Genomic DNA, 25,272 nt, shown 5'->3' on the forward strand with positions numbered 1-25,272 from the left:
CTTAATTCTAATCCGTTGCTCTCCTGTAAGTTTTAAGTCTAAGCTGCGACATTTTCATGGTCAATCAAGATCTTGCGGTCTACCCATATCGGACTGGCTATAATCGCATACGCCCTTAGGGTAAATTTGTTTAAGTGTGGTGAGTTGTGTTGAGATATCTACATCCCCGTAGATCCCTTGCGCGAGCGCCGCTTCAATCGAAATTTTATGACACTTAAATATATCACCAGCCCAGTTTGCACCAGCTTGAATTCTGCTGGTAGAAAACATTGGATATCTGGCGGTACAAGTTCCTTGCGGCTGGTTATTCCAGATACCATTAAACACTGCGTTGCCGCTGGCGATGACTTTACCTTGTTCGTCGAAACACGTATCAGCAAGTGTCTTCGGTTTTGCGTCTGTAACGGATAAATTCGGCTGCGCTTTGAGGTTGAGTAACCATTCATCCATTTTTTCAAATGCGAGTTGAGTTGGATTAAACGCTTGATGTGCAACCCAAATCACTTGATTCTCTGGGGTTGAATCAGCGGCGGACATTCTCAATCGAGTATAAAATGAAGCAGACATATGATGCATATCTAACTCGTTCTCAAGATAATGTCTGGCATCAATAATAGGGATATCAACCTTGCCAATAAATACCTGTCCAGAGCGATACGCTTTTTCCATCGCCGCAAGGTTGCCACTGTGCCTTGGTGCTATACCATTGTCATCTGGCGTGGTGATATTATGATTGCCCCAAAGAGTGAGCCAAATAGGTACTTTGTGGCCAAACGGTAATACAATTTCTTCTTGTTGCATTTGGTTTTGGGGCTTCCATCCGCCTATTTTTTTGTTGAGATCAATAAATTCAGCCATCGTGATCTGCTGAGCCTTTAATGCTTCTAGTCCATATTGAACGCCTTCGTTATCCCAAGTGCTTAATCCTAAGCCTGATTGATCCGTGCCAAATACGTTGGCCATGTCTTGCCAGTAACTCCAGTTTGTTCTCTCTACTACCTCATCCTCAAAAAAGGCCCTTAAAAACCCTTGCCTCGGATTATTAATAAAAGTAGATAATCCAAAGTAACCATTGATGCATTCACTATTGCCGTCAGGAAAGGAGGGCACAAACCCGGACATTAATTGGTTGAGTGGTTGTAAAAAACCAGCTCGTTGCGGAAAGTCGTTGATTGCATTCATGCCTTCAATATGGCGGCGGCGGGTCCAATCACGCCATGCTTTTCTGTCATTGGCTCTAAAGGTGAAGTAATTATTCAGTAAATCACAATCTAACGCGTAAGTGGTTTGGGTGATCATATCAGGGTAACTATAAAGTGGGATAAGGCCATCTAAGATCCCTTGGCTATTTTGTGCAATCAAATATTGAGCGAGCCCACCGCCAGAGCCGCCAATCCCAACTGTATAGAGTGGCTCTCCGTATAAACTAGTAAATTGCTTTTTCACCCGTCTTGCAGTGTCTTCGGCCAGTAACATATTGTAGGTGTAGCTGGTTTTATTGCCACTAGAGCTTATAACTGCGTAGCCAAGCTTTAACTGCTCTAGCTGTCTATCTATTACACGCTCCGGTTTTTGCCTACCTTGTCTAAAGCCAATCCCTGAACCGCCATTAAATTGGTAGATAAGCCGGTTATTCCATTGAGACTTAGCCTGTCTATCACCCACTTCGTCAACTGTAATTGGCATAACGATAGTGTAAATGAAGCGATTGATGGTGCCTTGCTCAACGCGTAACAGTAAGTTTGTGTCTATCGCTTTATTTCTTTCGTCTAGCGGCTTGATTTGGTTGTCAGAAGTTATCGCAAAGTAGCGTAAACGCGTTTTTGCCATGCAATCTTTACTAAAACCAAGTACTTGATTTGATAGCTCATCCATCACCGGCACACCGAGTCCCGAGTGGTTATCTATTTCTGGTTGACCAAGGCCAGAGTCCAGAGTCATACAGTAAAAAGGATATTGGTTAGGGCCAGAGTATAGGTTGGTATTCGGACCAATATCTCCTAGCGCAATCGGAAATACGAAGGTATCGACGGGCCTGTCAACTTTTGAAATATGCGGATAAAACTCAAGAATAGGATTACTTTCGCTGCTTGCTATTCTTTCTACACTGTAAATTTCTTCTTGCTCACTCGTTAGCCAAAACCAATAGCCACAAGCGCCAAGAACAATCAAAGATAATAATGTGATGAGCCAAGAAAATAAGGATTTCATATGAGCTCCTTCGAGTGCTAGGCAAATGGATAAACGGATATTATAAGTGTAGGACTAGATCATCGTAGTGTGGTTATTTGTTTGTTATTTGAACATGAAATTATTGCGTTGAGAATTAAAAATCATCGCCTAAGTATTTAATCTCAATAGCTTTAATTGTTTTATCTGGAACCCTTTCTAAGAGCGACTCGATACGCCTCGCCATAGTTTGGTTCGCGATGTTGTATCCCATAAATTGCTGCTCAGCATGAAAGGGACGCGGTAGAAAAGTGACCTCGAGTTGATGACGGCGGATCATCTCTAAAGCCCACACTTTATCGACTAAAATGGCATCAACTCTGTTGTTATTGAGTACGCTAAAAAACTTTTTTCCGTCGTCATGGTTTTGCTCATAAAACGAACGTCTGACAATGGCTGCGTTGATTTTTTTCAGCCCTTGTACAGCCGCTTCCGGGTAGCTGTAATCCTCTGAGATCATGACTCTTGGGGCGGCAAGTTGATAAAAGTCATCAGGGTTGCTGAAGCGACCTTGTTTTACCGCAAGAGAAAGCAGCCAGGTGGTGAATGACACATCGATAATTGGAAAGCCATCGGCCTCATCCACATGTAAGGTAAAATCAAATGTACCATCGGCAACGCCTGCTAAACAGCGACGGTAAGGAAGTTCATGAAATGTGACTCGATAGGGAGTACCTATAAGTGCTGATTTAATTATATCAACCTCTATGCCCCGAACTTGTTTTTGCTCGTTAACAAAGCTGTAAGGCCACCACCGTTCAAAGCAAATGTGTACCGCCCGACTATCCGTTTTTGCCTGAGTACAAATACTGGAGAGAGTTAGTAGCAAAATAAAAAAAATGCGCATCGGCAAGTTTGTCCTAAATTACCTTCTCTAAGCGTAATGATAGATTGGAAAAAGCGCAACAAAAGAACATATTATGACTGTTTTACGTTTATACATAAATCAATTCAATGTGGCCGCTATTAGCTGACCGTTGCATCCAGAAGTATCAGGCTATTCGTTATATCTTGTATGTAATAAAAATGATTATCATATCAATTGTGTTTTGTGTTGCTGAAAATAAAACATTCGCTATAATCTTAATCTCACCTTAATCCTCAATCTAATTGTAAAACGGAGTTTTACCTTGTTAAGTGTGTTTTTTGTCGCTCTTCTGAGCCTTGCAATTACGTTAATTTACTGCACAAACAAGCATCAGCGCTTGTTAAAGCGACCACTGCCAAACAATGCTAGAACTGCTGGCTACATTCTTCTGGCAATTACATTCATTTTTGCAATACAAATTTTCACTGGTGCTGCGGTCGTATTTAGTTGGCTTATCGGTGTCATGGTACTTACCGCGCTTATTCCCTTCACCATTTTAATACTTTTTAGGAAATCACAATGAGCAGGTTGTCACATGCTGATAAAATTCAGCCTGACTGGTGGGGGAAGACACTTGCAGGTGTCATACTTGGCTTGGCACTAAGCTTTGGGATCGTTGGTCTTTTCGCTTGGGTGGGCAGTGATGGTTTGATGGAGACGTTAACTCCTGCGAGACAAAGTTGGCGGACTCAATTTAGTATGTGGATGATTTCTCCTATCTGGTTGCTCATTTTGAGTTTTGTTTTTATGTTCAAAAACTCAAAACAAGCAGTACTTTGGCTTGGCGGCGCTAATTTAGTTGTTTACGTTATTTTATTTGTTGTAAGAGGGATGGCATGAAGATCCGCGCCGATATATTAAGGATTTATCAAAGTGTACATACTTGGACGGGAGTAACGACCGGTCTACTGCTGTTTATCGGTTTCTTTGCTGGCGCTATCACCATGTTTGCAGGTAGCATCGACAAGTGGGCAACGCCTCCTTCTCACCATTTGCCTCAAGTCGATGCCAGCCAATATGATGCGCTTATCCACCGTGTATTTAAACAACATCCTGAAGCTCTAAGTGGTATCAATATTAGTTTCGAAGCAGACAATTCTCCAGTTAATTGGTATGAGCAAGGTGGCGCTCGGGGCTTGAGCCTTGATAAAACGCTCTGGCACGGCACTTTAAATGAAGCAGGGGAGCTTGAGGCGCATACCAGCTATATTAATGAGCTATCGTCGTTAGTGGATTATCTTCACCGCAGTGCAGGCATTGCGGGGGAAATTGGCCATGATCAGGCAGGGGTTTATGTACTCGGTATTGCGGCAATTTTGTATTTTATTGCGCTTGTTTCAGGTGTTATTTTCTTATTGCCGAGCTTAGTAAAAAGCTTTTTTGCCCTAAGAGATAAAAAAGGCGCGAGCCGTTTTTGGCTTGATACTCATAACCTAATTGGGATCACTAGCTTACCGTTTCATATTATTATCGCCATCACTGTGATTGTATTCGCATTCCACGATATTTTGTACGATGGTTTAGGTAAATTATATGGAGATAAACCTCTTTTTTCACGTCAAGCCCCCTCAGCTGTTGAATACAAGGTTGAAAACTTGCCAAGTCTCGACGTAATTTTGAAAAAAGCGAAAGACTACGCACCTGACTACCAAGTCAAAGGTATAACCCTGAGTCGATTAAATAGCGCCATGCCTTCTGCGTCAATTCAACTGTTAAGTGATAAACACTTGATGCGTGGACCTAAAACTGACTATTTGTTTATGAACCCTTACACATTTGAAGTATCGGCAAGCAGTGTTGCAGATGATGCGCAAGGGGTTTGGGGTGCGGTAGTGACCACGTTATTTGGTCTTCATTTTGGGAGTTACGGTGGTGAGTTTGGTCGTTGGGCTTATTTTATTATGGGTATTTTAGGCGCAGTGCTGTTTTATACGGGTAACTTATTGTGGCTTGAGAAGCGCCGTAAGCAAAAGCAGCCGGAGCAGTCAAAATCAACCAGAATAATGGGGAAATTGACTGTTGGCGTGGCAATGGGCTCATTACTTGGTGTAGCTGCCGCGTTTGCTGTAACAAAATGGGCCGCCTTGACCACAATAAACATCAATGTTGTGTATATGTGGGTCTATTATCTGTGTTTTGGTTTTACCTTGATTGCAGCGTTCGCTATCGGTATGAGTAAAACGGCAATTTGGTCACAAAAGGCGATTGCCATTTTGTGCTTCTCGTTGCCACTGACTTCAGTCATTGCGTTTGCAATCCCAAGTCTAGGTATTTGGTCTGCGACAGCTTGGTCTTCTATTGGTTTAGAGTTAACTGCTATGATCCTAGGTTTTATTTTTTGGCGAATGGCAGATAAGACAAAGCATAGAGCTTACTATGGCGAAGCCAACAGCATTTGGTTTATTGGTCAGCATAAAACAGAATGTGAATTACAAACGCAGTCTGTATAAAAAACACGTAGAAAGGGGCTGGTAGCTCCTTTTTACTTACAAAGTGCCATCTATTTTTTCAAATCTGTTATCCTACTCGTTTTGCAATTCTCTACGGAAAAATTATGGAGCTTACAGCCTGGTTAAGCCTTGCTGCTATTTGTGTTTTTGGTGCGATGTCGCCAGGTCCAAGTTTAGCGGTTGTCTTGCGTTATAGCCTATTTCATAGTGCCAAACACGGTATTGTCGCAAGCCTTGCGCATGGCTTGGGAGTTGGGATTTATGCCAGCCTAGCAATTTTAGGGTTGTCAGGGCTTATTCATCAATTTCCGATTGTATATCAATTTTTGGTTTACGGTGGTGCTGCCTACTTGGCATGGATGGGGATAAAAATCCTAATGAGTAAGAGCCAAGGGTTGGCGGTATCACAGTCTCAAGCAGCAACGTCGTATGGCAAAGCAGCACAGGATGGTTTTGCAATTGCATTTTTGAATCCGAAATTAGCTATTTTCTTCGTCGCACTCTTTTCGCAGTTTATCGACCCAGAAAAGATGACATTAACGGTAGGTTTTATCATGTGTATCACTGTGCTAACGATAGATGCGTTGTGGTATTTTATTGTCTCAATTTTGAGTGCTTCAGCAAGAGATAAATTCGATTTAACGGCTAAGCGAGCTGTGATTGATAAAATTCTTGGCTGTGCCTTTTTACTGCTCGCCATACGAGTGATTTACCAATCCTTGTAGCCATTGTAAGCACTTCTTGGTCGGCGCTCTATCGTTGCGCTTATCAAGTTGAACTAATCTAACCCCTTGCGCTGTATGTAGTTATGAAGAATAAATGCTTTGAGTTTTTCGTTATCGGTTTTATTCATTGCAAAGGATACGGCGAGCTCCAATGGGCTTGTCACCTTTATCGAGTGGACGTTTGCAAACAGTGGAATAGGGTCGGCAAGATATAATTTAGCTATCCGACTGATCACATTAATTTGGATTGCATTTGCTTGGTAGGGAAAAGTATTAATCAGTCCACCGGATTGGGATATGGAGACCATGTTAAACGGCATCATTTGAGGAGACAATCTAAACCTGACCGGTGTTGATGGGCAGGTACGCCAACTACGTGGGGCACTAGAGTTAGCGGCTTCCACGATATTAGGGGCTTCTAAGTTGTTGTCTAAAATCTCCATCAATGCCGATAGGTCGCTAAGTGGAAACTCGACCTGCTCGTTGGCATTTTTGGCAACGAGACTAAACTGAGAACTATTTGAAATACTCGCAAGTAACTTTTTAATCTCGCTGTGCGTTTGCTGCTTTTGATCCCTAGCTTCCGGCAATAGCGAACCTGCAACGCGATTACCGGCTAGGGTTCGGTTAATGAATTGTAATTCTTCCTTCGTCAATTTCATGATTAAGCACATCCATTGGGTGGTTGATATTTATACAGCAAGGTTTATACCAAATTCCGCTTTGATTGCTACTGCGGCGTTTCTTTTTTTAGTACGGGCTTTGCAATTTGTTCAGCAGTAGACTTCTTGCCATTTAGCCTTCAAATAGGGCAATCTAACGTACCTAAGCGGCAATGAATTGCCCATGAAGCTGTACGTGTTATTTAAGAAAATGAAATATTTCCGTGTTCAGTGGCTATTGATATCAATTCATCGGCTGATTGTTGAAAATATTTATTTGGAATAATGCTTGCAAAGATCCCTCACCGAGATTGTTTTTTAGACTTGCCCAATGCCAACGTTTTTAACTGGACATCAAGTAGCGCTCATAGAGCCTACTTCACTGAACTTTTCACCTGTAGAGCGAGAGAAATTAGTGATCCCGAGCGCTCATAATCAGCTTACAGCAAATGGCAATCACCTTGCTGCTGGTGGGGGGCGTGCTCACACCTTTAAACAAAACTTTATGAATGCCATGAGTAGTGGCTCGTCTAGCGAAACGTCGCAACATGACAAAAGTGAAGCGTTACTGCAGTTCCAATTTGCAGATCACGAAGTTCTATTCGACCTTACAAGCATCGCCTCTCATGATGAGGCTGCTTACGAAAAGCTCCGAGCGTTGTTGGCTGATATAATGACAGGGCCTGTAAAGGTTGATATCAGTAGTAAAGATCAAGCGCAGCAATTACTGTTTAAAAATTTAGAGCTAGATTTCTTAGCGTACAAGGAGCTCTCTGAGCGGCTGGAAATGTTGGCAAAGCTTGACCATGAAACTGAAAGTCAAAAAGCATTGGCACAGCAAGATAAAGATCGCATTCGTGCGGTAATTGCAAGTTTACATGCACGCCTCGAGAAGGGCCAAGAGGCGTTACTTGGTGGAACAACATTAAAAGCGTTGGATGTAAATCGCAAAGATTTTGAGCTTGAATTAGATAGCCTATTTACCACTATTGGCTTTGATTCGGAAATGCCAGTAACCGGCGCGACTTGATTGCCGTGATCATTATTGTTTGCTGGAATTTGTACTTTTTACCAGGTATAAAATGTAGCAGCCCATACCCGAACCTCACCGTTTAAAAAGAACGGGGCTAGACTTTACCTGACATACGTTTTGAGCGAACAAAAGACGGTCGTTAACGTTACTTTTGTTCCACAAAGCGCACGTTCCACTAACTCATGTATGCCCCAAAACGAGCTAGAAAATTTTGCTCAAAGGGCTAACAACACCGTTTGCGCCTTGCTGTAAAACATGGGTATAAATCTGAGTGGTTTTAACGTCTGAATGGCCTAACTGAGCTTGTACTGTTCTAATATCTGCCCCACTTTGTAACAGGTGTGTAGCAAAAGAGTGGGGCGTTATAGGTTTTGTTATTTGTGCTTTTTTGGCTGCGTCTTTAACCGCTTTACGTACTCCTGTTTGATGAAAATGATGTCGGCGGATCTCCCCAGTTTCAGGATCTGCACTTAACTTATATGAGGGAAATAGATACTGCCAAGCAATTGACTTATTGGCGCTAGGATATTTTCTTGCTAGTGCGTTTGGCATCCAAACACCTGCATATCGTTCATTCTGGGAATCTAATTTTAAGTATTCATCAGCCTGAGCAATTTGATTTCTTAGCAAAGGTATAAGTTCTGTGGCGAGAGTAACCACCCGATGTTTATTCCCTTTTCCATTCCAGATCCGAATGTACTTGTAGTCAAAGTCAATGTCCTGAACTCGTAGTTGAACAGCTTCCATTACACGTAAGCCGCTACCATACATTAAGCCTGAAATTAAATAATATCGTTTATTTAAAAACGATATGAGACGTTTAACCCCCTCGGGGGTCATAACAATTGGCAACTTAGATTGGCGCTTGCTTCTGATAAACGTTAGATTGGGGCACAAATCCTGTTTAATTATTTGCTTATACAGAAAAGATAATGCATTTAACGCTGTCGCTTGTGTTTTAGGCGACACATTACGTTTAAGCACAAGGTAGTTGAGATATTCGACAACCTCGTTATCGCCCATTGAAGCTGGGTGACGCTTATCATGAAAATGAATATAGGAAGAAATCCACTTAAGATATGTATCAACTGTTCTGAGCGAATATTGCTTAGTCAGCATAAACTCTGCGATGTGGTTTAGAAATGGTGAACGAGTTCTCATTGAATTAGCTCTAAAAAGAAACTGTATTTATATACAGTGTTGGCGTATTTCTCCTATAGTCAAGAAAACGACCCACTGGGTCGTTTTCATCCTTTTCATAATGATGAAAAATATATCTGTAGCAACAAGTTAGTTATTGTGATAAAACTGGTACAATGAGAATAATGACCCATGACTCGGTAGATAAACGACCCATTGGGTCGATATTAAATTGTTATACGCATTCGAATATTCAAGTGATGGATTATGATTGAACTAGAAAAAACAAGTGATAATTGGGAAGACTGGAATGTACTATTTAAAGGGAAAAAGTATAACCTAGCCGAATATGGGTCTAAATGGAGTGACAAGTCCTATCAATTTCCCGCGAATCGAGATTTAAAACTAACCATCACAGACTTTTCAGATTATAACTTTAGTGATTTTCATCCTGAGCTTTATTTTGGTATTGATAACGAACATGGAATCTTAGGAAAACAAATTTCAACTATCTATTTATGTACTAGCTCAGATGAAGACTCGAAGTACTTTGGCTATTGCTGGGATATTAAGCTTGATGATTGGGATGGACATTTCAACCCTTTTATTATTAGAAATGAAGTTGCCAAAGCAATAGAGGCTCAAACAGAATTTCCAATTAGTGGCAAGTTAGGTTTATCTGATGACTCTGGTTTCGCATCAATTTATTTTGATGTAGATGTCAATGAAGTAGAGTGCTTCAAAGATTTTTACTTAAAACTAGCGAGCTTTTTGGATAGAACTTTTGAAGAAGTAGAAGAAAAGTTATCGATAGGTGGCTTTTCAAATAAAGTAGTGGCTAAATTCTCTTTTGATGAAGAGGTACAACAATCCTGTATTAGTTACCTAAATTACTTTATCGAATTTTTGAAAGATCTAGGCATTAAATCTAAACCTCAAGTCAATTACTCAGGGCAAGATATTCTATTTTCGATAACTCCTGATTCAAAGGAAGAGTCTTTAGCTCTAGTATCTCAAGCGCTGTCTTTGTATTTGAAATTACCACAAATTGACACTGCAGAGTTAATAAATGAGTATTCAGACCCTCTTACTGAACTTAAGCTAGAAAGACTAAAAAGCGAAATTGATAAACTTAAAGGAGATCTGCGAACAAGTGCGGCGCTAATTCGTTATCAAGATAAACTTCTTTCAAATGGCACTGTAAAGTTAAAGGAGCCAATAGAGGCTTTACAATGTATTCATATTGATGATGAGGAAAAAAATAAAAGAGAATTTCTGAGTGGTGGAATTAAACTTGGCGTATTTAAAAAGGCTGGTATTGAGTTTGACTGGAATGCTCTGCTAGGTCATTTCAAATCAAAATAATGCGTATAACAAGGCAATAAACACGCCCGCAAGCGGGCTGGGACAGCAACACGGTGGCGGCTTCGATATTCTCGCCACCGTGTTACTGCCCGTTATTGCGAAGTTATGTAACTATGTCGAAGTTTGGAGAGTATTTTGAGTTCCAAAGTATGCAAATTTTGTGAGAAGTCTCCTGCTATAGATAATTCGCATTTAATTCCTAGCTTTATCTATAAATGGATTAAAGATACATCGCCTACTGGTTATATGAGGGCGACTAATGAACCAAACAAAAGGCAACAGGATGGGTATAAATCTGCATTGTTATGTGAAAGCTGCGAAGAAAAATTTTCAAAGTCGGAAGATCTATTTAAAAAAGAGTTATTTAATAAAATAGCAAATTATAGAAAACCTTGTCCTGAAAAATTATCTATCACAAACAATATTAGAACTTGTTTATATATTATCGCTTGGAGAGTGTTGGCTGATGCATATCACTTTCCTAAAGAAAATGACTACACTGATGATGAAATTAATGAGTTTCCTAATTTTATAGCTGATATGAAATCAGCTATAAACTCAGGTACTACAGACAAGTTTAAAACTCATATCATACCGTGTACTAAAGATGTACTTACCCAGTTAGGGCTGCCAAAAGTAGATTGGTATTTTTATGATCGTATGACTGGAGCAGAGCCAAGAATATGGGACAATTGGGAACGGTTTATCATATTTATAAAAATACCGTCTGCAATTGTTGCTTTTGAAGTAGTACCTAATGACAATGATGACTGGTCTGGAACTCAGATTGATAAAGTCGAAAGCATATCGCTGTCTAAAATAAAGTCTATACCTTCGTATATTTCAGATTTAGTTTCATTTTTTCATCGAGCTTTTGTTGCCAGTAAAGGTGAAGTTACTGAGTTACAACAAGAAAAAATGAAAAATGATATTTTAGCGGGTGATTTAGAATGCGGAGCTATAAAGTCATTAAATAAAACGTGGTAGCCGTTACATAACAAAGCAATCAGCGAAGGACGTAAAACGCTTGGCTTGCGCTCCTTCGCCGCTAATTATAGCCGAGCATTTTACGCCTGTTATTGCGGCGTTATGCCTAGGAGATGAAATCATGAATATGAAGGAGTTTTCAAGTTTGGTTGGCTTGTCGTCACACACTCTTCGATATTATGAAAAAATAGGCTTACTCAAGAATATCCAACGAAATAGAAGTGGGCACCGAGTATATACTTCGAAAGATTTGGGGTGGATTGAATTTGTGAAGCGCCTAAAAGAAACGGCGATGCCTCTCGAAGAAATCCTGGAGTATGCGCGGCTAAGGGAGTCAGGAGTAGATACTGTATTACAGCGTCAGGTGTTGCTAGAGCAACACAGAAAAAATTTGATAGCTCATATCGAGCAACAACAGTCACACCTTATTGCTTTGGAAGAAAAAATTAAACTTTATAATAATGGAAAAGTTCGTTGACTTAGAGTGAACTCTAACTTGTATGGTGTGCTTGTACTTACGAAATAGGAGCATACCAATGGACAAATCACGTTTTGATACCGGTCTTGAATTATTAACAAGCATTGATGGCGAAGCCGGAAAAAATGTTATCGAAAGTTTGCAAGATATCTGCCCTGATTTAGCCAGATATACAATAGAGTTTCCTTTCGGGGATATATATGCACGCACAGGGTTGGATGTAAAATCGCGAGAAATCGCAACGGTTGCCGCATTAACAGCGCTAGGGAATTGTGAGCCTCAGCTTAAAGTTCATTTAAATGCCGCTCTTAACGTTGGTTGTAGTGAAGATGAGCTCAAAGAGGTCATATTACAAATGTCAGTTTATGCAGGTTTTCCTGCCGCTTTAAATGGTATGTTTGCTTTTAAAGAAGTGATCACCGAGCGAAAGGCATAACAAACTGTTTAAGAGTGATTCGCAACGCGGGAGCAAAATAAGCCGCAACAAAATAAGCAACAAAATAAGCGACACCCATCACTATTAACATCAAAGCTGAGGAAGTGAAGTAAAAAAGCATGTAAACACTCCAATAATTTTGGTCAAAAACGTTCCTAGATAAGTTGATTTTTAGCACTCAATCGTATTTCTACACTAAAACTGGGTTATCGCGCACGACAAAGCGCTGTAAATACAACAGTAAGAAATTCTAGAGTTGAAGCAACAAAATAAGCGACACCCATCACTATTAACATCAAAGCTGAGGAAGTGAAGTAAAAAAGCATGTAAACACTCCAATAATTTTGGTCAAAAACGTTCCTAGATAAGTTGATTTTTAGCACTCAATCGTATTTCTACACTAAAACTGGGTTATCGCGCACGACAAAGCGCTGTAAATACAACAGTAAGAAATTCTAGAGTTGAGAATGTGAGCTTTGCTAAGCCAACAAACGCTCGCAGTTTGTTAGATTTGTCCGCCGTCGTTTTTGCAGTGTTTCACAGTAAGCGGTTATTGTTCGTTCTCGACCAACTGCACCGTGAAATACCCGAGAAAATTTCGTAGTGAGTTTTATCCAGTTTTCAGGTTCTATATTGAGTCGAGTAAGAATCGGTTGTGCTTCATTGATATACCCGCGTTTATCGACTCGAATACATTGGCCCGTGAGCTCAACTAATTCAATATAGGACTTGAGTTCAAAAGGTAGGCCTTTAGGCATATGTTTTCGCGGGCTGCCAGCAAAACGTAGTAGGCTTTTTGGTTGTTTGCCCAGCTTAGCGTGGTCGATGCGCTTTTTGATGCTGGTGTAGTCTGAGGTTTCAGGCGTTGCGGCGATTTTGGCTCTAATGGGGTTTAGGTCTACGTAGGCTAGACAAGCAGCCAATGCCGCCTCATCCAGTAATGCTTGGGATTTAAATCGTCCTTCCCAAAAACGGCCTGTACAATTATCTTCTTTATTTGCTCGGCGGGCGATGTTTTCGTTAAGTACGCGCATAAACCAGCTAATATCTGCGAGCCTTTCCCTGTACTTGGCGACATGCTCATTGAGTATCAATCGCTCCGACTCATTGAGTGGCTCACCTTCAGTAAATTTTTGGCTTACCCAATTACCTTTAAACAACTTGTGCCATCGAATAACAATCGCTTCATCAGACAGGCGCTTAGCCTTTTTATCATCAACATATAAAACAATGTGGGTGTGATTACTCATCACGGCATAAGCACAGACATCAATACAAAACACAGACCTCAACATCAGGAGCTTTTCTTCAACCCAATCACGGCGGTGCTCGTATGATTTTCCAGTAAATTTATCTTCACCGCACAGAAAGGCGCGCCTTACGCAGCGGGAGATACAGTGATAATATTTGGTGTCGGTTAAACTAATTTGTTTTTTACGGGCAGTTGCCATAGTTTGGTTTCCTCAATCCTTTGAGTGCAGAATTTAAGCTTAGGCGAATTTTAGGAAGGTGCAAATTAGTGGTGGGTGATGAGATGGACGCTCCCAAATCGGCGTCAATGCGCCAAACTGATAGTTGCAAACACAGTTATTAGGAGAGTCCATCATGAATAACGTTAGCACGCTTTCAATTGATCTAGCAAAAAATGTATTCCAACTTTTATCGTTTGATAAGCAAGGTAATAAATGTTTTTCCAGAAGGTTAGATAGAGCAAAGCTCTTGCAAACATTGACCCAATTACCTGCTTGTAATGTTGTTATGGAATCATGCTCAACGTCTCATTATTGGGGGCGGTACTGCTTACAAGCTGGGCACCAAGTTCAGCTTATCCCTGCGCAACATGTTACCCCTTTTGTCCGTGGCAATAAAAACGATAAAAATGATTGTATGGCGATTTATGAAGCGAGCCTTCGACCTAACATTCGCTTTGTTCCTGTAAAAACAGAGCATCAACAAGCAATCCTAGCACTACATCGCTATCGGGAACGGCTCATACATAATCGAACCGCCTGCATCAACCAAACATGTGGTTTGTTACTTGAATTTGGCATCGTCATCAAGAAGAGCTTAAAGTCTTTTCGTGCAACCATTGCTGATCTGCTCAACCGTAATTTACATGGAGCTTTAAATCTACTCCTCAGAGACGTTTATGAAGAAATGCAAAAGTTAGACGCCAATATTAAAAATGTAGAGGCACAATTTAAGCAGTTTAATGAACAGAGCCAAGCTGCTCAAATTATCCAATCCATCCCCGGAATTGGGATTATCAACGCATCGGCATTGAGTGCCACAATAGATAAAGGGCAAGCATTTTCTAATAAAAAGGAGTTGGCTGTGTGGCTTGGGATCACACCACGTCAATATGCTTCGGGTGAAACCAATAAGATGGGAGGGATCACCAAACGAGGTGATCGTTATCTAAGAAAACAACTCATTCATGGTGCCCGTACAGTGGTCAATCATGCGCACAAAAAGCAGGATGATTTAAACAAATGGATCAACGCATTGGTAGAACGTCGCGGTAAAAATAAAGCGGTGGTGGCCACGGCCCACCGATTGGCTCGCTTAATGTGGATATTGCTACAAAGAAATGAACCTTATAAAGCCCAATATACACAAAGTGAGGCGCAATCATGACTCAAATTATGGCTATCAAGGAGTCCGGTCGTGACAAGGGCCTCGAGCCCGAGTGGGTGTTTATGAGCCCTTGATAGCCATATTCTCATTGCTGTAAACATAACGATGAACAAAAGGTCAAACCTACCTAGTTAAACCCGTTATAGGCAAGGCATTCAATGCCGCGTGGGTGTATTCTACTTTTTGGGTGGCTAGGTTCGAAACTCATTAGGGGCGCTGAAAGTCAGTTAAGCCCGAATATATGTCAGAGCAGCACCTTATTTAGGGTGACTCAAAGTGACTGTTTATCAATACATACAAATAGTAAATGAGAGATAAATAAAAGAAGCAACAAGGCTGTTAACACAACCTTGTTGGATGAGTATTACTTGACAGCAGCTGAGCGTCCATATATGTCAGCGATTTATTACGTAACAATGATAAATCGGGCGCTGCGGCGTATCCGCCCACGGTGATGTTAAAGATAATTTTACTTGGTTATGCTCATGGATTAATTAGTAGCCGCCGAATAGCCAAGGCTTGTGAGAACAATATTCTGTTCATGAGTGTGTCAGGGGATCTTCAGCCGCATTACACATCAATAGCAAGTTTCGTGGCCAAAATGCACGAGCAGATTGAACCGCTATTTACGCAAGTGCTGATGATATGTGATGAAGAAGGCTTGATAGGACGCAACATGTTTGCCATTGATGGGTGCAAATTGAAGTCGAATGCGAGCAAGGAGTGGAGCGGTACATTCGATGAGCTAGGCCGTAAAAAAGCCAAATTAGAACGCGCAAGCAAACGCATAATTGAGCGCCATCAAGCGCAAGATGGCTTAAGTGAAGAGCTGGTCACTCAAGACTTAAAGCAAAAAGAAAAGCTAGATAAAAGTGCAGATAAAATCACCGCGTTCTTAGCTACTCACGAAGAGAAAACAGGCAGTAAAGGTAAGCCGGTTAAAAGTAATATTACCGACCCAGACAGCGCGAAAATGACCACGTCAAAAGGCACAATTCAAGGCTATAACGGGATAGCGATAAACGATGATAAACATCAAATTATACTACAAGCACAGGCATGGGGCTCGGTGGGCGAGCAACAAACACTGCAGCCAGCCGTTGAGCAATTAAAACGACAACTTGAAAAACTGAACAGTGATAAATTCTCTAACAAACAGGCCATTAAATTTACCGCAGACAGTGGATTTAATAGTGAAGCGAACCTTGAATTCATGGCGCAAAGTGGCTTTGATACTTACATAGCTGATAACCAATTTAGAAAACGCAACCCACTGTTTAAAGAGAGCGAAACCTACGAAACAGAGCAAGAAAAGCGCCGATTAAAACGCAGTAAAGGCAAGCCACGCTTATTTACCTCAGACGACTTCCATTATGATGAAGCAACACAAACCTGCCGCTGCCCCGCAGGGAACGAGATGTGGCGAAGCGGTATCAATGTAAAAAGCTACAACCAAGAATACACGCGATTCTGCGGTTACTTAAAAGATTGCAAAGTATGTCCACTACAACAGCAGTGCATGCGAAAGCCACCGATAAAAACAGGCCGACAAGTACAGTTTAAAAATGATGAATCACGTAAAAAACTCAGCTATATCGACAAAATGAAGGTTAAAATAGACAGCCCAATGGGGCGACGGCATTACAGCAAACGACTCGGCTGTATAGAGCCCGTGTTCGGCAATATTACGGTAAACAAAGGAATGAATAAACTGACTTTACGGGGTCAAACGAAAGTGAATGCTCAGTGGCAGCTGTATTGCCTTGTTCATAACATAGAAAAGCTGCAAAACACGATGCACTAATTAGAGTAAGCCCTTATCACCTCAAATAAGCCAATCAAACACCTGCAATACCTTCCAAAAAGCCAATTAAAGCAACAGCAAACCCTCTTTTTATATTTTACGTAAAATCGAAGTAACTAATTGAATCAAAATGGGAACTCGGCTATGGTTAATGCATCAATAAAAATAAATTAAAACGAGTTATTCTACAGGCTCGTTAGAGGTCTCATGAAATCAATCGTTTACCATACTTTAACAATGCTTGAAGATGTTGGGATGTCTATCAATTACCCTGATATCCGACATGTTACATTTGATGATGAAGGAGGGAGCACTCTTCATTGCTATGCTAGTTGTATGATGGGTACAAGAGTAAGCATTGAGCAAAACCAACCAATGAAGTTTATAATGATATTTACATTATTAGACTATTTCATTGATGCAACTTACCCTGAGCTAGAAGGAAAAAGTTTTTCTCAAAAATATAAAGCGATCCCTGAAAGTAATGACTATCAATTGATGCTCAGAGAGCTTTTTAGGATAGCAAAATTAATCAGAAATTCCCTTGTTCATAATCCATCATCATTTACTATAAAAAATGATAAACTTGATGTTAACTATAGCTTTAGAGGAACCAAATTTTGTTTGGTAATGTCTTTCTCTGCATTAAATGATTTCTATACAGCTATTGTTATGTATGTTAAAGGGGATTTAGGTGAAGGGGCATACTTTCATGGAATCATGAGATCTATATATAGCAATATGATTAGCGGTGTTGATTATATATCTGATGAGTTTTCCAAAGAGATAAATAAACCTTCTGATGAGTTGAAGATTATGCCCTATGTTAGGGATATTCTGATCAACCCTACTCACTCTATTAGAGACAATAAAATAAAATTTGAAATCGATCGTAAGCACCCAGAATGGCAGGGGTTCGATGTTTATTTGAAGAAAGAAAATAATGAATACCTAGTCCCTATGGAAGCTTTAAACATTGATAAAGAAATAGACGAATCAGATCTTTTTAAAAACTGGAGTTATGTTGGGCCTTTTCCTCAAATAAGAAAAGACCTCTAACAAGAAAATCCAGGTGACGCCTACGGCGCACCTGATTTAGGCGTTATGCCTTTCTGTAGTTTTGCAAGGATATTGAAATATGGAACACTTAAAATTTGATTTAGATAAAGTTCCAGAGTTAACTTTTAAACATCAGAATAATTATGAATCTAACATACCAAATACGTTGGATTTAAGAATGTTAGATGAAGTAAGTGCAGGGAACACTTTTTTAAGGTTGGCTTCTACATCTCAAAATCCTTTAGTTACGGTACTTGATGAGAAGCCAAGTGATAATTCATTCTCATTGGTAGGTATAACAACTCTACCTATGTATATTCCGATTATGGCTTCCAAATTTAGAGATTACAAAAAGGAGTTGATTCCTGATTTAGATCCTAATAATTGGTACATAAAGGCTGATGGCAAATACCTTTTTAAAGACTCTAGGGTTATAGGGGTCGGACAGAAAAAAGATGATGCAATTGCTCGATGGGTACTTTTTTCAAGCTTTTTAGATCATTTTCGTAAGTATTACTGTTTACATATTTCATACCTTAAAAAAGATGATCCAAGCTTTCAAAAAATAAAACGAAAAAAAGTTATACCTAAATATTATGAAAGTACATTTCGTGGTATCAAAGAGTCTTTACAACTATTTGGCGGTATTCCATCAGATATCATTTTTGATAATCTAGATTCAAATTGCTTTAGAAAAATTCAAAATGACAAATATAATGATTCATTTATAAATAGCATTCAGCGGCTACCGAAAGATGATTTTAAGTCAGATATGGCTCAAATAATGCAATTTGTTGATATGCTTACATACATTTGTTCAAGGTTTCTATTTCCCCCAAACTCGTTGGCCGTATTGTTGGATTTTGAAAAATACTCAATAGGGTTTTCTTCTGATTTATACATGCGTTATAAAGGTTATAGTCCATCAAAAACTGATGTGTGCGCTCATATGGTACTATCAAATATTCTTCATCAATTAAGGTTTTCAATTTTAGATCGCTTTATGCTTAATGATGGGAACATTTATGGATCTGTTAAAAAATATTGTAACGAAGAATATACTGACCTTTCAGGTAAAGTAGTTAACTCTATGATTTCTTTTTCTAATTTAAATGTAAGAAATTTAAATAGCTTAAAGTCAGTTTTTTTTGAAAGCGACTTTAATTAAGGTGCTAGAAGGCATAACAAACAAATCAACAAGGACTAAAAAAGTTTGGCTCCGCTCATGCCTCGCTATTTTAGCCAGAATTTTTTAGCCTGTTATTCGGGCGTTAAGTTGTAAAGGAGTTCAGTTGGAAAATCCCATTGGTGAAAAAGTATTAGAATTATTAGATGGCACTACTTTCCAAGGCTCAATCAGAGAAAACTTTGCATTAATGAATCACTACGTGGTGTTTGATACACAAAGGGCAATTTATGATTTGGTTGATCTAGGTCATATCGGCTCAGCTAAAGCATTGTTAAGAGTGATCTTCGAAGCGAATGTTAAAGCAACATGGATATATCAGTGTGCCAGTGAAAAACAACTTGAACAGCTCCAAAAAGACGCTGTCAAATCCACGGTAAATAAGAAGCGAAATATTCAATTTGGTGAGATGGTTGATGATGTCGAGAAAATGAATCCTAACCTGAAAGGTAAGCTAAAACAGTTTAAAGAAGAACACTGGAAAGGGTTAAATAGTTTAACTCATACGGGTGTTATGCAACTTAAAAGGTACTCATTAGCTTTTGAACAAAGTGGCTTAGAGACGGAAATTGAAACTATATTAGACTTTTCAAATCGAATGAGTATTAGTTCACTTGGTGATGTAGGGAAAATCACTAAGAATAAAGCAGCAATGCAAGTAAGTATTGATCTAATTAGTGCGCTGTAACTCGCTCTCGGCCATTCTTCAATGAATTTCTAAGTTATCCAGTTGCTTTTGAACAGCTTGTGCCAGCGTATCACAATGGCTTTATCAGATATGCGCTTAGCCTTTTTATCATCAACATGCAAAAACAAACTTGATAGATAAACAGGCTCTTGTGCTAAATAGCCTAAAGCTAAGTAAATTTTACGCAAATTATACGGCAACGAAATTTCGACAAGGATAGAATAAAGACATAGCGCAAGTTGGAGTTACTATGTTTTCCGAGAATGGATTTATTGCCAAGAATGAGTATCTCGTTAGTTTTCTGGTTTTGCTGTTAACCAGCGCCTTTGCCGTTGCTTTAGACTCGCTGTTACATTCGGCGATCAGTGTACTGCTGGTATTACAGTTGGGCGTTGTTGTTGTTTCTCTCATCGCAAAACGTTGGATGGCACTGGGAGTGGCGATTGTTAGCAGTCTAGTGTTCAACTTTTTTATCACAGAACCCAGATACACGCTTCATATGAATAACACCGAAGACGTGGTCAATTTAGTGGTATTTATCGCGGTGGCATTAGCTACCAGCTATTTATCGAGCTATATCAAAGAGCAAAAGCAGCAGCTTTTAGTTGCGAATGTGCGCTCCAATATCTTGTTGTCGGTTTCTCATGATCTACGCACACCGCTCGCTGCGGTGATAGGAGCGCTCGAAACGCTAGAAACCTATCGTGATAAGTTAGACCAAGACGAGCAAAATGAGCTGTTGGGGTCGGCACGATCAGAAAGCCACCGTTTGTTTCGCTATATCGAAAATATCTTGCAAGCCACCAAGTTACAGCATCAAGGGGATGAGCTTTCGCTTTTGAAGCAACCTACGTCTATTGATGTCTTGATCGATAACGTGATTTTACGGCTAGGCGCGCCATGCGTCTCGAGAATGCCACAGAATATGAGTCCAATTCTCACGATACAAGCTGCACTCATTGAACAAGCCCTGTTTAACTTAATTGAAAATGCAGTCACCTTTAGTCCCGATGGAGAGCGGGTTGAGATTTCCTTTGGAGAAACGCAGCAAGCGTTGTTGATATTTATTCAGGATAACGGCCCTGGGATCCCCGTTGCTCGGCAAAAAGAAGTCTTTACCGCCTTTAGCTCATTTCGACAAAGCGCCAGTAAAGACGGTGGCAGTGGTTTAGGGCTGAGTGTGGCGAGAGGTATTATTCGTGCACATGGCGGAGATATTCGCATTTTACCGACGACGCAAGGCTGCACAATGGAAGTTAGTTTGCCAAAAGAGGAGGCGCATTGATGACTCACACCATTTTATTGATTGACGATGAAGAAGAGATCCGTCGTTTTATCCGCTTAGCATTAAAAGCTGAAGGGCTGAATTATGTGGAAGCCAGCACCGGAAAGGAAGCCATGTCGGTGTTAAAAGGTGAGCTGCCAGACTTAGTTATCTTAGATCTCGGGCTACCAGATTTTGATGGATATAGCATTTTGAAGAAGATCCGAGAAACCAGCAAGTTACCTGTATTGATCTTAACTGCGCGAGATCAAGAGGCTGAGAAGATTAAACTGCTTGAGGGCGGCGCAAACGACTACCTGACGAAGCCTTTTAGCATCAAAGAGCTAATAGTGCGCGTCAAAGTGCTATTACGAGATTTAGTACCGAACAAACGCTTGCTCGCCATTGACTACGGCAAGTTGATGATAGATCTACAAAAGCATCAAGTCATTATGGATAACGCACCATTAGCACTATCGAAAAAGGAATTTGCACTACTTAGTATGCTTGCACAAAGAGCACAAGAATTAGTCAGTCAGCAAACCTTATTAAAGCAAATTTGGGGCGAAAGCCATGTGGAAGATAGTCACTATTTACGGATTGTGGTCAGCCAGTTACGTAAGAAACTCAGTGATGATGCTGCTACACCAAAAATCATAGAAACTGAGCCCGGGGTTGGTTATCGGTTTTTACTTTTACCGCTCAATAAGCATTTCTCATAACGGGGTATATAGAGGTTGTTATGGCACAATTTGTAGTTATTGGTTTAGGTCGATTTGGTTTTGCGGCTTGTTTGGAATTAAAGCGGCTTGGAAACAAAGTGATAGGGGTAGATAGTCGCGAACGTGTGGTGAACCAAGTTGTTGAGCATATTGATTATGCCACCTCTTTAGACGCGACCGATGAAACGGCATTACGCCAACTAGATATTACGAGAAGCAAAGCGGTATTGGTCGCCATAGGTGAAAACCTAGAATCGAGCATTTTATGTGTACTGTCGTTAAAGAACTTAGGCGTTGAGCAAATTTGGGTTAAGGCCAGCTCAGAAGCGCATCATACAATTTTATCCCGCTTAGGCGTAACACGCGTGATCCGCCCTGAAGAAGAAATGGGGATCAGGGTCGCACAAACACTGAATTACCCCATGGTGAATCAATATATGCAGTTGGGGCATGGCTTTTACATGGTGGAAGTCATCGTGAATAAATTAAGCTGCGGACAGTCTTTGGCGACGCTATTAAAGCGTGCAAAGGGCGAAATCAAGGCTGTGTTAGTACAGCGCGGCAAAGCGTGTTATACCAATCCGGCAGAGTCATTTTTGATCAACGAAGATGATAAAGTGATCCTCAGCGGTCAGTTAAAAGCGTTAAATTCTATCGCGCTAAAACTGGGGGCGTAATGAAAACATGGAGTCCCCATTATTATCCCTATCCAAGTAGCCAGCCCAAAGCCCGCAAAAAGCCGCTTAGGTTAAGCCCCCCAGCAGTTCTGTTTATTGGGTTTTGTGGGCTGATAGCTTTAGGTACTATGTTGCTGTTGCTACCGATAGCACACACCCAAGACATCAAAGTGATGCAAGCGTTATTTACAGCAACTTCCGCGGTAACGGTAACAGGACTTGCCGTATTGAGTACGCCAAATGATTTTACGACCTTTGGCCATCTCGTTATTGCTAGTCTTATTCAAATCGGTGGACTTGGTTTTATGACCATTACGGTTGTGGTGCTGCGGGGGATGGGGCAGCAAATGGACATTAGTAAACAACTTATCGCAAAAGAAAGCTTTGGCATAGCTCGATTTGATCAGTTGGTTGATACAGCCAAATGCGTGTTAGTTTATGCACTGATCATCGAATCTATAGGGTTTACCATTTTGCTTGCCCATTGGTATCAAACGCTACCGCTTGGTGATGCGATAATGCAAAGCTTCTTCTACACTATTTCGGCTTTTAACAATGCGGGATTTGCATTGCATGAGGACAGCCTAACCAGTTTTCGTGGTGATTGGGTCGTTAATTTTGTGATATCGGGATTATTTGTGATTGGCGGACTTGGATTTGTGGTGTTGATGGATATAGTAAAAAGACGCCGTTGGAGCCGGTTTGGATCTGCCACTAAGTTAGTCTTGATAGCAACAGCGGTGTTAAATGTGCTGGCATTTAGCTTATTTTGGCTTTTTGAAGCAAATAACCCAGAGACCCTTGGAAATTTGCCGGTGTCTGAGCAAGTGATCACCGCCTGGATGCAAGCTGTGACGCCACGAACAGCGGGCTTTAACAGTATCGACTTTGCGCTGGTGAATGACGAAAGTACCGTGTTGACCATTTGGTTAATGATAATAGGAGGCGGCTCTATGAGTACGGCCAGTGGTCTTAAAATAACCACGGTTGTGGTGCTATTAATGGCAACTTACGCTTATCTAAGACGCAGAGATCAAGTCGCTATCGGACACAGACAGATCTCGCCTGAAACGGTATTTAAGGCGCTTAGTCTCACCGTGGTTTACTTTTTTACCGTGATGCTCGCAACCCTTATTTTAACGATCACCGAGAAGGCAAATTTAACGGATATCACGTTTGAAGCAGTGTCGGCATTAGGCACGGTTGGCTTGTCTCGAGGGATCACCGGCTCATTGTCTTCACCCGGTGAAGCGGTAATCATCTTTTTAATGCTGATTGGACGCTTGGGGCCGTTAACCTTTCTATACTTGATCGCTCGCCCGAAACGGGAGAATTTAAAGTATGCAAAAGCGGAAATTCAGGTAGGATAAGCAAAAAAATAACGGAAATCATGATGAAGTATCCCAATCCGTTGAAAGCGGGCAGTAAAATTGCGATCACGGCATTCTCAGCGGGCGTACCTGCTGCTATGCACGCGAGACTAGACAGCGCTTTGGATTATCTAACGCAACAAGGTTTTGAACTCGTGGTTGGTGAATGCCTGCGCGATAACCACAACTACGTTAGCGCGGATGTCAAAACCCGTGCTAATGAGCTTATGGGATACTTACTCGACGACACAATAGACGCGATTATGCCGCCATGGGGCGGTGCAATTGCAATGGATTTACTGACATTACTTAATTGGGAAAAGTTGGCGCATGCTCCGCCAAAATGGCTCATCGGTTTCTCTGATGTCAGCACTTTGCTGAGCGCAGTGACTTGCAAACTAGGCTGGGCAAGCGTGCATGCAACTAACCTTATGCAATTAAATGCCCATCAACAAGACCCTTTAACGGTTGGACTTTTTAACCATTTGAGGCGCGCGCCTAAGGACTCTTTTACGCAGTTTCCCTCGACACATTTTGAAGCTGAGCCACTCAATTTTGTTGATTTTCCCGATGCTGGATTTAACTTGTCCGCGAGCACTCAATGGCGTATTTTGGCCAATGGCAATCACCGGCAGCAGTTTGCTGGTCGATTATTAGGCGGCTGTTTGGATATTCACATGTTATTGGCTGGTACGGAATATTTTGATCTGGACGCTTTTTCACAGGCGCACCCTGATGAGTCGATTATCTTATATTTTGAAAATGGCGAAATGCCGCCAGCGGCGTACTATCGTGCACTGCAAAGTATTAAATTACGGGGCTGGTTTTCGAAAGTCGCTGGAGCTTTGATTGGTCGAAATCCAGAGCCGCTAGCAAAAGATAGCGACTGGACGCACCTAGATGCATTGAAAAAAGTCTTTACTGGTTGCGATTTCCCTGTGCTATACGATGTGGATATAGGCCATCAAGCGCCGAATTTAACGCTGATTAACGGCGCTTATGCCGAAGTGACTGTTGGCGATACCTTTTCAATTACACAGACATTAATATGAATCTAGAATATAAAGTCGGCTCGATAGATGACCTCCTTGCGATAGAAAACCAAATTCCTGAATTTGCCACGCCAAGAAAGGGTGAGGAAGTTGGAGACAAACTGCGAGATAAACAATATTTATTGCTGGTGGCGTACGCTCAAGGCAAGCCTGTAGGGTATAAGCTAGGTCACGAACTGCCAAACAACGAGTTTTATAGCTGGTTAGGCGCGGTCATCCCCGAATATCGCGGCAAAGGTATTGCCAAGCAGCTGTTGGTGATGCAAGAAACTTGGTGCAAAGCGCAAGGCTATGGTGCCATTAGAGTAAAGTCGAGAAACCTATTCAAAAACATGCTATTGATGTTAATAAGCCGCGATTACCAGATTGTAAATTGTGAACAAATCAACGGCTCATCGGATTGCAAAATTCACTTTTATAAGCAATTACAAAAAGCCTAA

23 protein-coding genes and 2 pseudogenes are annotated in these 25,272 nt (G+C 40.9%); 19 read left to right on the forward strand and 6 right to left on the reverse strand.

The annotated features are described in order from the left end of the window. Nucleotides 1–60 precede the first annotated feature (60 nt). Complete coding sequence (locus PNC201_RS18365) at nucleotides 61–2,211, reverse strand: DUF6351 family protein (RefSeq protein ID WP_102057943.1); 2,151 nt, start codon at nucleotides 2,209–2,211, stop codon at nucleotides 61–63. A gap of 115 nt (nucleotides 2,212–2,326) precedes the next feature. Continuing rightward, nucleotides 2,327–3,076 carry a substrate-binding periplasmic protein gene (locus tag PNC201_RS18370; protein WP_102057944.1) on the reverse strand — a complete coding sequence of 250 codons (750 nt, stop codon included), beginning with the start codon at nucleotides 3,074–3,076 and terminating at the stop codon, nucleotides 2,327–2,329. A 540-nt stretch (nucleotides 3,077–3,616) separates the two neighbouring features. On the opposite strand from PNC201_RS18370, the gene PNC201_RS18380 reads away from it, so the two are divergent. From PNC201_RS18380 to PNC201_RS18390, 3 genes are all read left to right on the forward strand, one after another. Next, nucleotides 3,617–3,937, forward strand: a complete 321-nt coding sequence (locus PNC201_RS18380) for a hypothetical protein (protein ID WP_102057945.1) — start codon at nucleotides 3,617–3,619, stop codon at nucleotides 3,935–3,937. Next, on the forward strand, nucleotides 3,934–5,547 hold the full coding sequence (locus PNC201_RS18385) for a PepSY domain-containing protein (RefSeq protein WP_102057946.1): 1,614 nt from the start codon (nucleotides 3,934–3,936) through the stop codon (nucleotides 5,545–5,547). Before PNC201_RS18380 ends, PNC201_RS18385 begins: the two co-directional genes overlap by 4 nt. A 104-nt stretch (nucleotides 5,548–5,651) precedes the next feature. Beyond that, nucleotides 5,652–6,272 carry a LysE family translocator gene (locus PNC201_RS18390; protein ID WP_102057947.1) on the forward strand — a complete coding sequence of 207 codons (621 nt, stop codon included), beginning with the start codon at nucleotides 5,652–5,654 and terminating at the stop codon, nucleotides 6,270–6,272. Nucleotides 6,273–6,325: 53 nt separating this feature from the next. Here PNC201_RS18390 and PNC201_RS18395 read toward each other — a convergent pair whose 3' ends face one another. Beyond that, the gene (locus tag PNC201_RS18395; protein WP_010605268.1) at nucleotides 6,326–6,934 is read right to left on the reverse strand and encodes a hypothetical protein; all 609 of its coding nucleotides are present in this window, start codon (nucleotides 6,932–6,934) and stop codon (nucleotides 6,326–6,328) included. A 331-nt stretch (nucleotides 6,935–7,265) separates the two neighbouring features. Between PNC201_RS18395 and PNC201_RS18400 the strand changes: the two genes are divergently transcribed. Continuing rightward, on the forward strand, nucleotides 7,266–7,964 hold the full coding sequence (locus tag PNC201_RS18400) for a hypothetical protein (protein ID WP_102057948.1): 699 nt from the start codon (nucleotides 7,266–7,268) through the stop codon (nucleotides 7,962–7,964). Between the two features lie 204 nt (nucleotides 7,965–8,168). Here PNC201_RS18400 and PNC201_RS18405 read toward each other — a convergent pair whose 3' ends face one another. After that, entirely contained in the window at nucleotides 8,169–9,128 is a 960-nt protein-coding gene (locus PNC201_RS18405) for an integron integrase (protein ID WP_102057949.1), read from the reverse strand. Nucleotides 9,129–9,374: 246 nt separating this feature from the next. Here PNC201_RS18405 and PNC201_RS18410 point away from each other — a divergent pair, with 246 nt between their 5' ends. From PNC201_RS18410 to PNC201_RS18425, 4 genes are all read left to right on the forward strand, one after another. Beyond that, nucleotides 9,375–10,472, forward strand: coding sequence for a hypothetical protein (locus PNC201_RS18410; RefSeq protein WP_102057950.1), 1,098 nt, complete (start codon nucleotides 9,375–9,377; stop codon nucleotides 10,470–10,472). Between the two features lie 135 nt (nucleotides 10,473–10,607). Then, a complete protein-coding gene (locus PNC201_RS18415; RefSeq protein ID WP_102057951.1) occupies nucleotides 10,608–11,459 on the forward strand; it encodes a hypothetical protein in 852 nt (283 codons plus the stop codon). Between the two features lie 121 nt (nucleotides 11,460–11,580). Continuing rightward, complete coding sequence (locus PNC201_RS18420) at nucleotides 11,581–11,937, forward strand: MerR family transcriptional regulator (RefSeq protein WP_102057952.1); 357 nt, start codon at nucleotides 11,581–11,583, stop codon at nucleotides 11,935–11,937. A gap of 58 nt (nucleotides 11,938–11,995) precedes the next feature. Continuing rightward, a complete protein-coding gene (locus PNC201_RS18425; RefSeq protein ID WP_102057953.1) occupies nucleotides 11,996–12,373 on the forward strand; it encodes a carboxymuconolactone decarboxylase family protein in 378 nt (125 codons plus the stop codon). Between the two features lie 479 nt (nucleotides 12,374–12,852). Here PNC201_RS18425 and PNC201_RS18430 read toward each other — a convergent pair whose 3' ends face one another. Further along, the gene (locus PNC201_RS18430; protein ID WP_102057954.1) at nucleotides 12,853–13,824 is read right to left on the reverse strand and encodes a transposase; all 972 of its coding nucleotides are present in this window, start codon (nucleotides 13,822–13,824) and stop codon (nucleotides 12,853–12,855) included. Nucleotides 13,825–13,978: 154 nt separating this feature from the next. On the opposite strand from PNC201_RS18430, the gene PNC201_RS18435 reads away from it, so the two are divergent. The 5 genes and pseudogenes from PNC201_RS18435 (at nucleotide 13,979) to PNC201_RS18455 (ending at nucleotide 19,747) form a co-directional block, all read left to right on the forward strand. Next, nucleotides 13,979–15,010 carry an IS110 family transposase gene (locus PNC201_RS18435; protein WP_102056325.1) on the forward strand — a complete coding sequence of 344 codons (1,032 nt, stop codon included), beginning with the start codon at nucleotides 13,979–13,981 and terminating at the stop codon, nucleotides 15,008–15,010. 400 nt (nucleotides 15,011–15,410) lie between these two features. Beyond that, nucleotides 15,411–16,814, forward strand: a pseudogene (locus PNC201_RS18440) (transposase); the annotation flags it as partial. Between the two features lie 207 nt (nucleotides 16,815–17,021). Beyond that, nucleotides 17,022–17,873 (forward strand): hypothetical protein, encoded by an 852-nt coding sequence (locus tag PNC201_RS18445; protein ID WP_102057955.1) that lies wholly within the window; start codon nucleotides 17,022–17,024, stop codon nucleotides 17,871–17,873. Nucleotides 17,874–17,952: 79 nt separating this feature from the next. After that, the gene (locus PNC201_RS18450) at nucleotides 17,953–19,041 is read left to right on the forward strand and encodes a hypothetical protein (protein WP_102057956.1); all 1,089 of its coding nucleotides are present in this window, start codon (nucleotides 17,953–17,955) and stop codon (nucleotides 19,039–19,041) included. Nucleotides 19,042–19,165: 124 nt separating this feature from the next. Beyond that, nucleotides 19,166–19,747, forward strand: coding sequence for a DUF6988 family protein (locus PNC201_RS18455; RefSeq protein ID WP_233525279.1), 582 nt, complete (start codon nucleotides 19,166–19,168; stop codon nucleotides 19,745–19,747). Nucleotides 19,748–19,779: 32 nt separating this feature from the next. Here PNC201_RS18455 and PNC201_RS23535 read toward each other — a convergent pair. Continuing rightward, nucleotides 19,780–19,875: pseudogene (locus tag PNC201_RS23535) on the reverse strand (transposase); the annotation flags it as partial. 122 nt (nucleotides 19,876–19,997) lie between these two features. On the opposite strand from PNC201_RS23535, the gene PNC201_RS18465 reads away from it, so the two are divergent. From PNC201_RS18465 to PNC201_RS18490, 6 genes are read left to right on the forward strand one after another with little or no spacing between them, the layout of a single operon-like run. Then, entirely contained in the window at nucleotides 19,998–21,032 is a 1,035-nt protein-coding gene (locus PNC201_RS18465) for a sensor histidine kinase (RefSeq protein ID WP_010605285.1), read from the forward strand. After that, on the forward strand, nucleotides 21,032–21,733 hold the full coding sequence (locus tag PNC201_RS18470) for a response regulator (RefSeq protein ID WP_010605286.1): 702 nt from the start codon (nucleotides 21,032–21,034) through the stop codon (nucleotides 21,731–21,733). Before PNC201_RS18465 ends, PNC201_RS18470 begins: the two co-directional genes overlap by 1 nt. Nucleotides 21,734–21,753: 20 nt before the next feature. Next, nucleotides 21,754–22,410: a potassium channel family protein gene (locus PNC201_RS18475; RefSeq protein WP_102057958.1), complete on the forward strand. Its 657-nt coding sequence runs from the start codon at nucleotides 21,754–21,756 to the stop codon at nucleotides 22,408–22,410. Next, nucleotides 22,410–23,780: a TrkH family potassium uptake protein gene (locus PNC201_RS18480; RefSeq protein WP_199539717.1), complete on the forward strand. Its 1,371-nt coding sequence runs from the start codon at nucleotides 22,410–22,412 to the stop codon at nucleotides 23,778–23,780. The genes PNC201_RS18475 and PNC201_RS18480 overlap by 1 nt, the downstream gene beginning before the upstream one ends. Before the next feature lie 20 nt (nucleotides 23,781–23,800). Further along, nucleotides 23,801–24,832 carry a S66 family peptidase gene (locus PNC201_RS18485; protein WP_233525280.1) on the forward strand — a complete coding sequence of 344 codons (1,032 nt, stop codon included), beginning with the start codon at nucleotides 23,801–23,803 and terminating at the stop codon, nucleotides 24,830–24,832. Then, nucleotides 24,829–25,272 carry a GNAT family N-acetyltransferase gene (locus PNC201_RS18490; protein ID WP_102057960.1) on the forward strand — a complete coding sequence of 148 codons (444 nt, stop codon included), beginning with the start codon at nucleotides 24,829–24,831 and terminating at the stop codon, nucleotides 25,270–25,272. The genes PNC201_RS18485 and PNC201_RS18490 overlap by 4 nt, the downstream gene beginning before the upstream one ends.

Origin of the sequence: Pseudoalteromonas sp. NC201, from assembly GCF_002850255.1 — a bacterium.
Lineage (GTDB): Bacteria > Pseudomonadota > Gammaproteobacteria > Enterobacterales > Alteromonadaceae > Pseudoalteromonas.

Coding starts and splice junctions, on each gene's coding strand:
- PNC201_RS18465 (WP_010605285.1), top strand. CDS start 19,998: ATGTTTTCCGAGAATGGATTTATTGCCAAGAATGAGTATCTCGTTAGT.
- PNC201_RS18480 (WP_199539717.1), top strand. CDS start 22,410: ATGAAAACATGGAGTCCCCATTATTATCCCTATCCAAGTAGCCAGCCC.
- PNC201_RS18445 (WP_102057955.1), top strand. CDS start 17,022: ATGAAATCAATCGTTTACCATACTTTAACAATGCTTGAAGATGTTGGG.
- PNC201_RS18490 (WP_102057960.1), top strand. CDS start 24,829: ATGAATCTAGAATATAAAGTCGGCTCGATAGATGACCTCCTTGCGATA.
- PNC201_RS18435 (WP_102056325.1), top strand. CDS start 13,979: ATGAATAACGTTAGCACGCTTTCAATTGATCTAGCAAAAAATGTATTC.
- PNC201_RS18425 (WP_102057953.1), top strand. CDS start 11,996: ATGGACAAATCACGTTTTGATACCGGTCTTGAATTATTAACAAGCATT.
- PNC201_RS18385 (WP_102057946.1), top strand. CDS start 3,934: ATGAAGATCCGCGCCGATATATTAAGGATTTATCAAAGTGTACATACT.
- PNC201_RS18390 (WP_102057947.1), top strand. CDS start 5,652: ATGGAGCTTACAGCCTGGTTAAGCCTTGCTGCTATTTGTGTTTTTGGT.
- PNC201_RS18420 (WP_102057952.1), top strand. CDS start 11,581: ATGAATATGAAGGAGTTTTCAAGTTTGGTTGGCTTGTCGTCACACACT.
- PNC201_RS18400 (WP_102057948.1), top strand. CDS start 7,266: ATGCCAACGTTTTTAACTGGACATCAAGTAGCGCTCATAGAGCCTACT.
- PNC201_RS18365 (WP_102057943.1), bottom strand. CDS start 2,211: ATGAAATCCTTATTTTCTTGGCTCATCACATTATTATCTTTGATTGTT.
- PNC201_RS18370 (WP_102057944.1), bottom strand. CDS start 3,076: ATGCGCATTTTTTTTATTTTGCTACTAACTCTCTCCAGTATTTGTACT.
- PNC201_RS18430 (WP_102057954.1), bottom strand. CDS start 13,824: ATGGCAACTGCCCGTAAAAAACAAATTAGTTTAACCGACACCAAATAT.
- PNC201_RS18380 (WP_102057945.1), top strand. CDS start 3,617: ATGAGCAGGTTGTCACATGCTGATAAAATTCAGCCTGACTGGTGGGGG.
- PNC201_RS18450 (WP_102057956.1), top strand. CDS start 17,953: ATGGAACACTTAAAATTTGATTTAGATAAAGTTCCAGAGTTAACTTTT.
- PNC201_RS18470 (WP_010605286.1), top strand. CDS start 21,032: ATGACTCACACCATTTTATTGATTGACGATGAAGAAGAGATCCGTCGT.
- PNC201_RS18410 (WP_102057950.1), top strand. CDS start 9,375: ATGATTGAACTAGAAAAAACAAGTGATAATTGGGAAGACTGGAATGTA.
- PNC201_RS18475 (WP_102057958.1), top strand. CDS start 21,754: ATGGCACAATTTGTAGTTATTGGTTTAGGTCGATTTGGTTTTGCGGCT.
- PNC201_RS18395 (WP_010605268.1), bottom strand. CDS start 6,934: ATGAAATTGACGAAGGAAGAATTACAATTCATTAACCGAACCCTAGCC.
- PNC201_RS18485 (WP_233525280.1), top strand. CDS start 23,801: ATGATGAAGTATCCCAATCCGTTGAAAGCGGGCAGTAAAATTGCGATC.
- PNC201_RS18405 (WP_102057949.1), bottom strand. CDS start 9,128: ATGAGAACTCGTTCACCATTTCTAAACCACATCGCAGAGTTTATGCTG.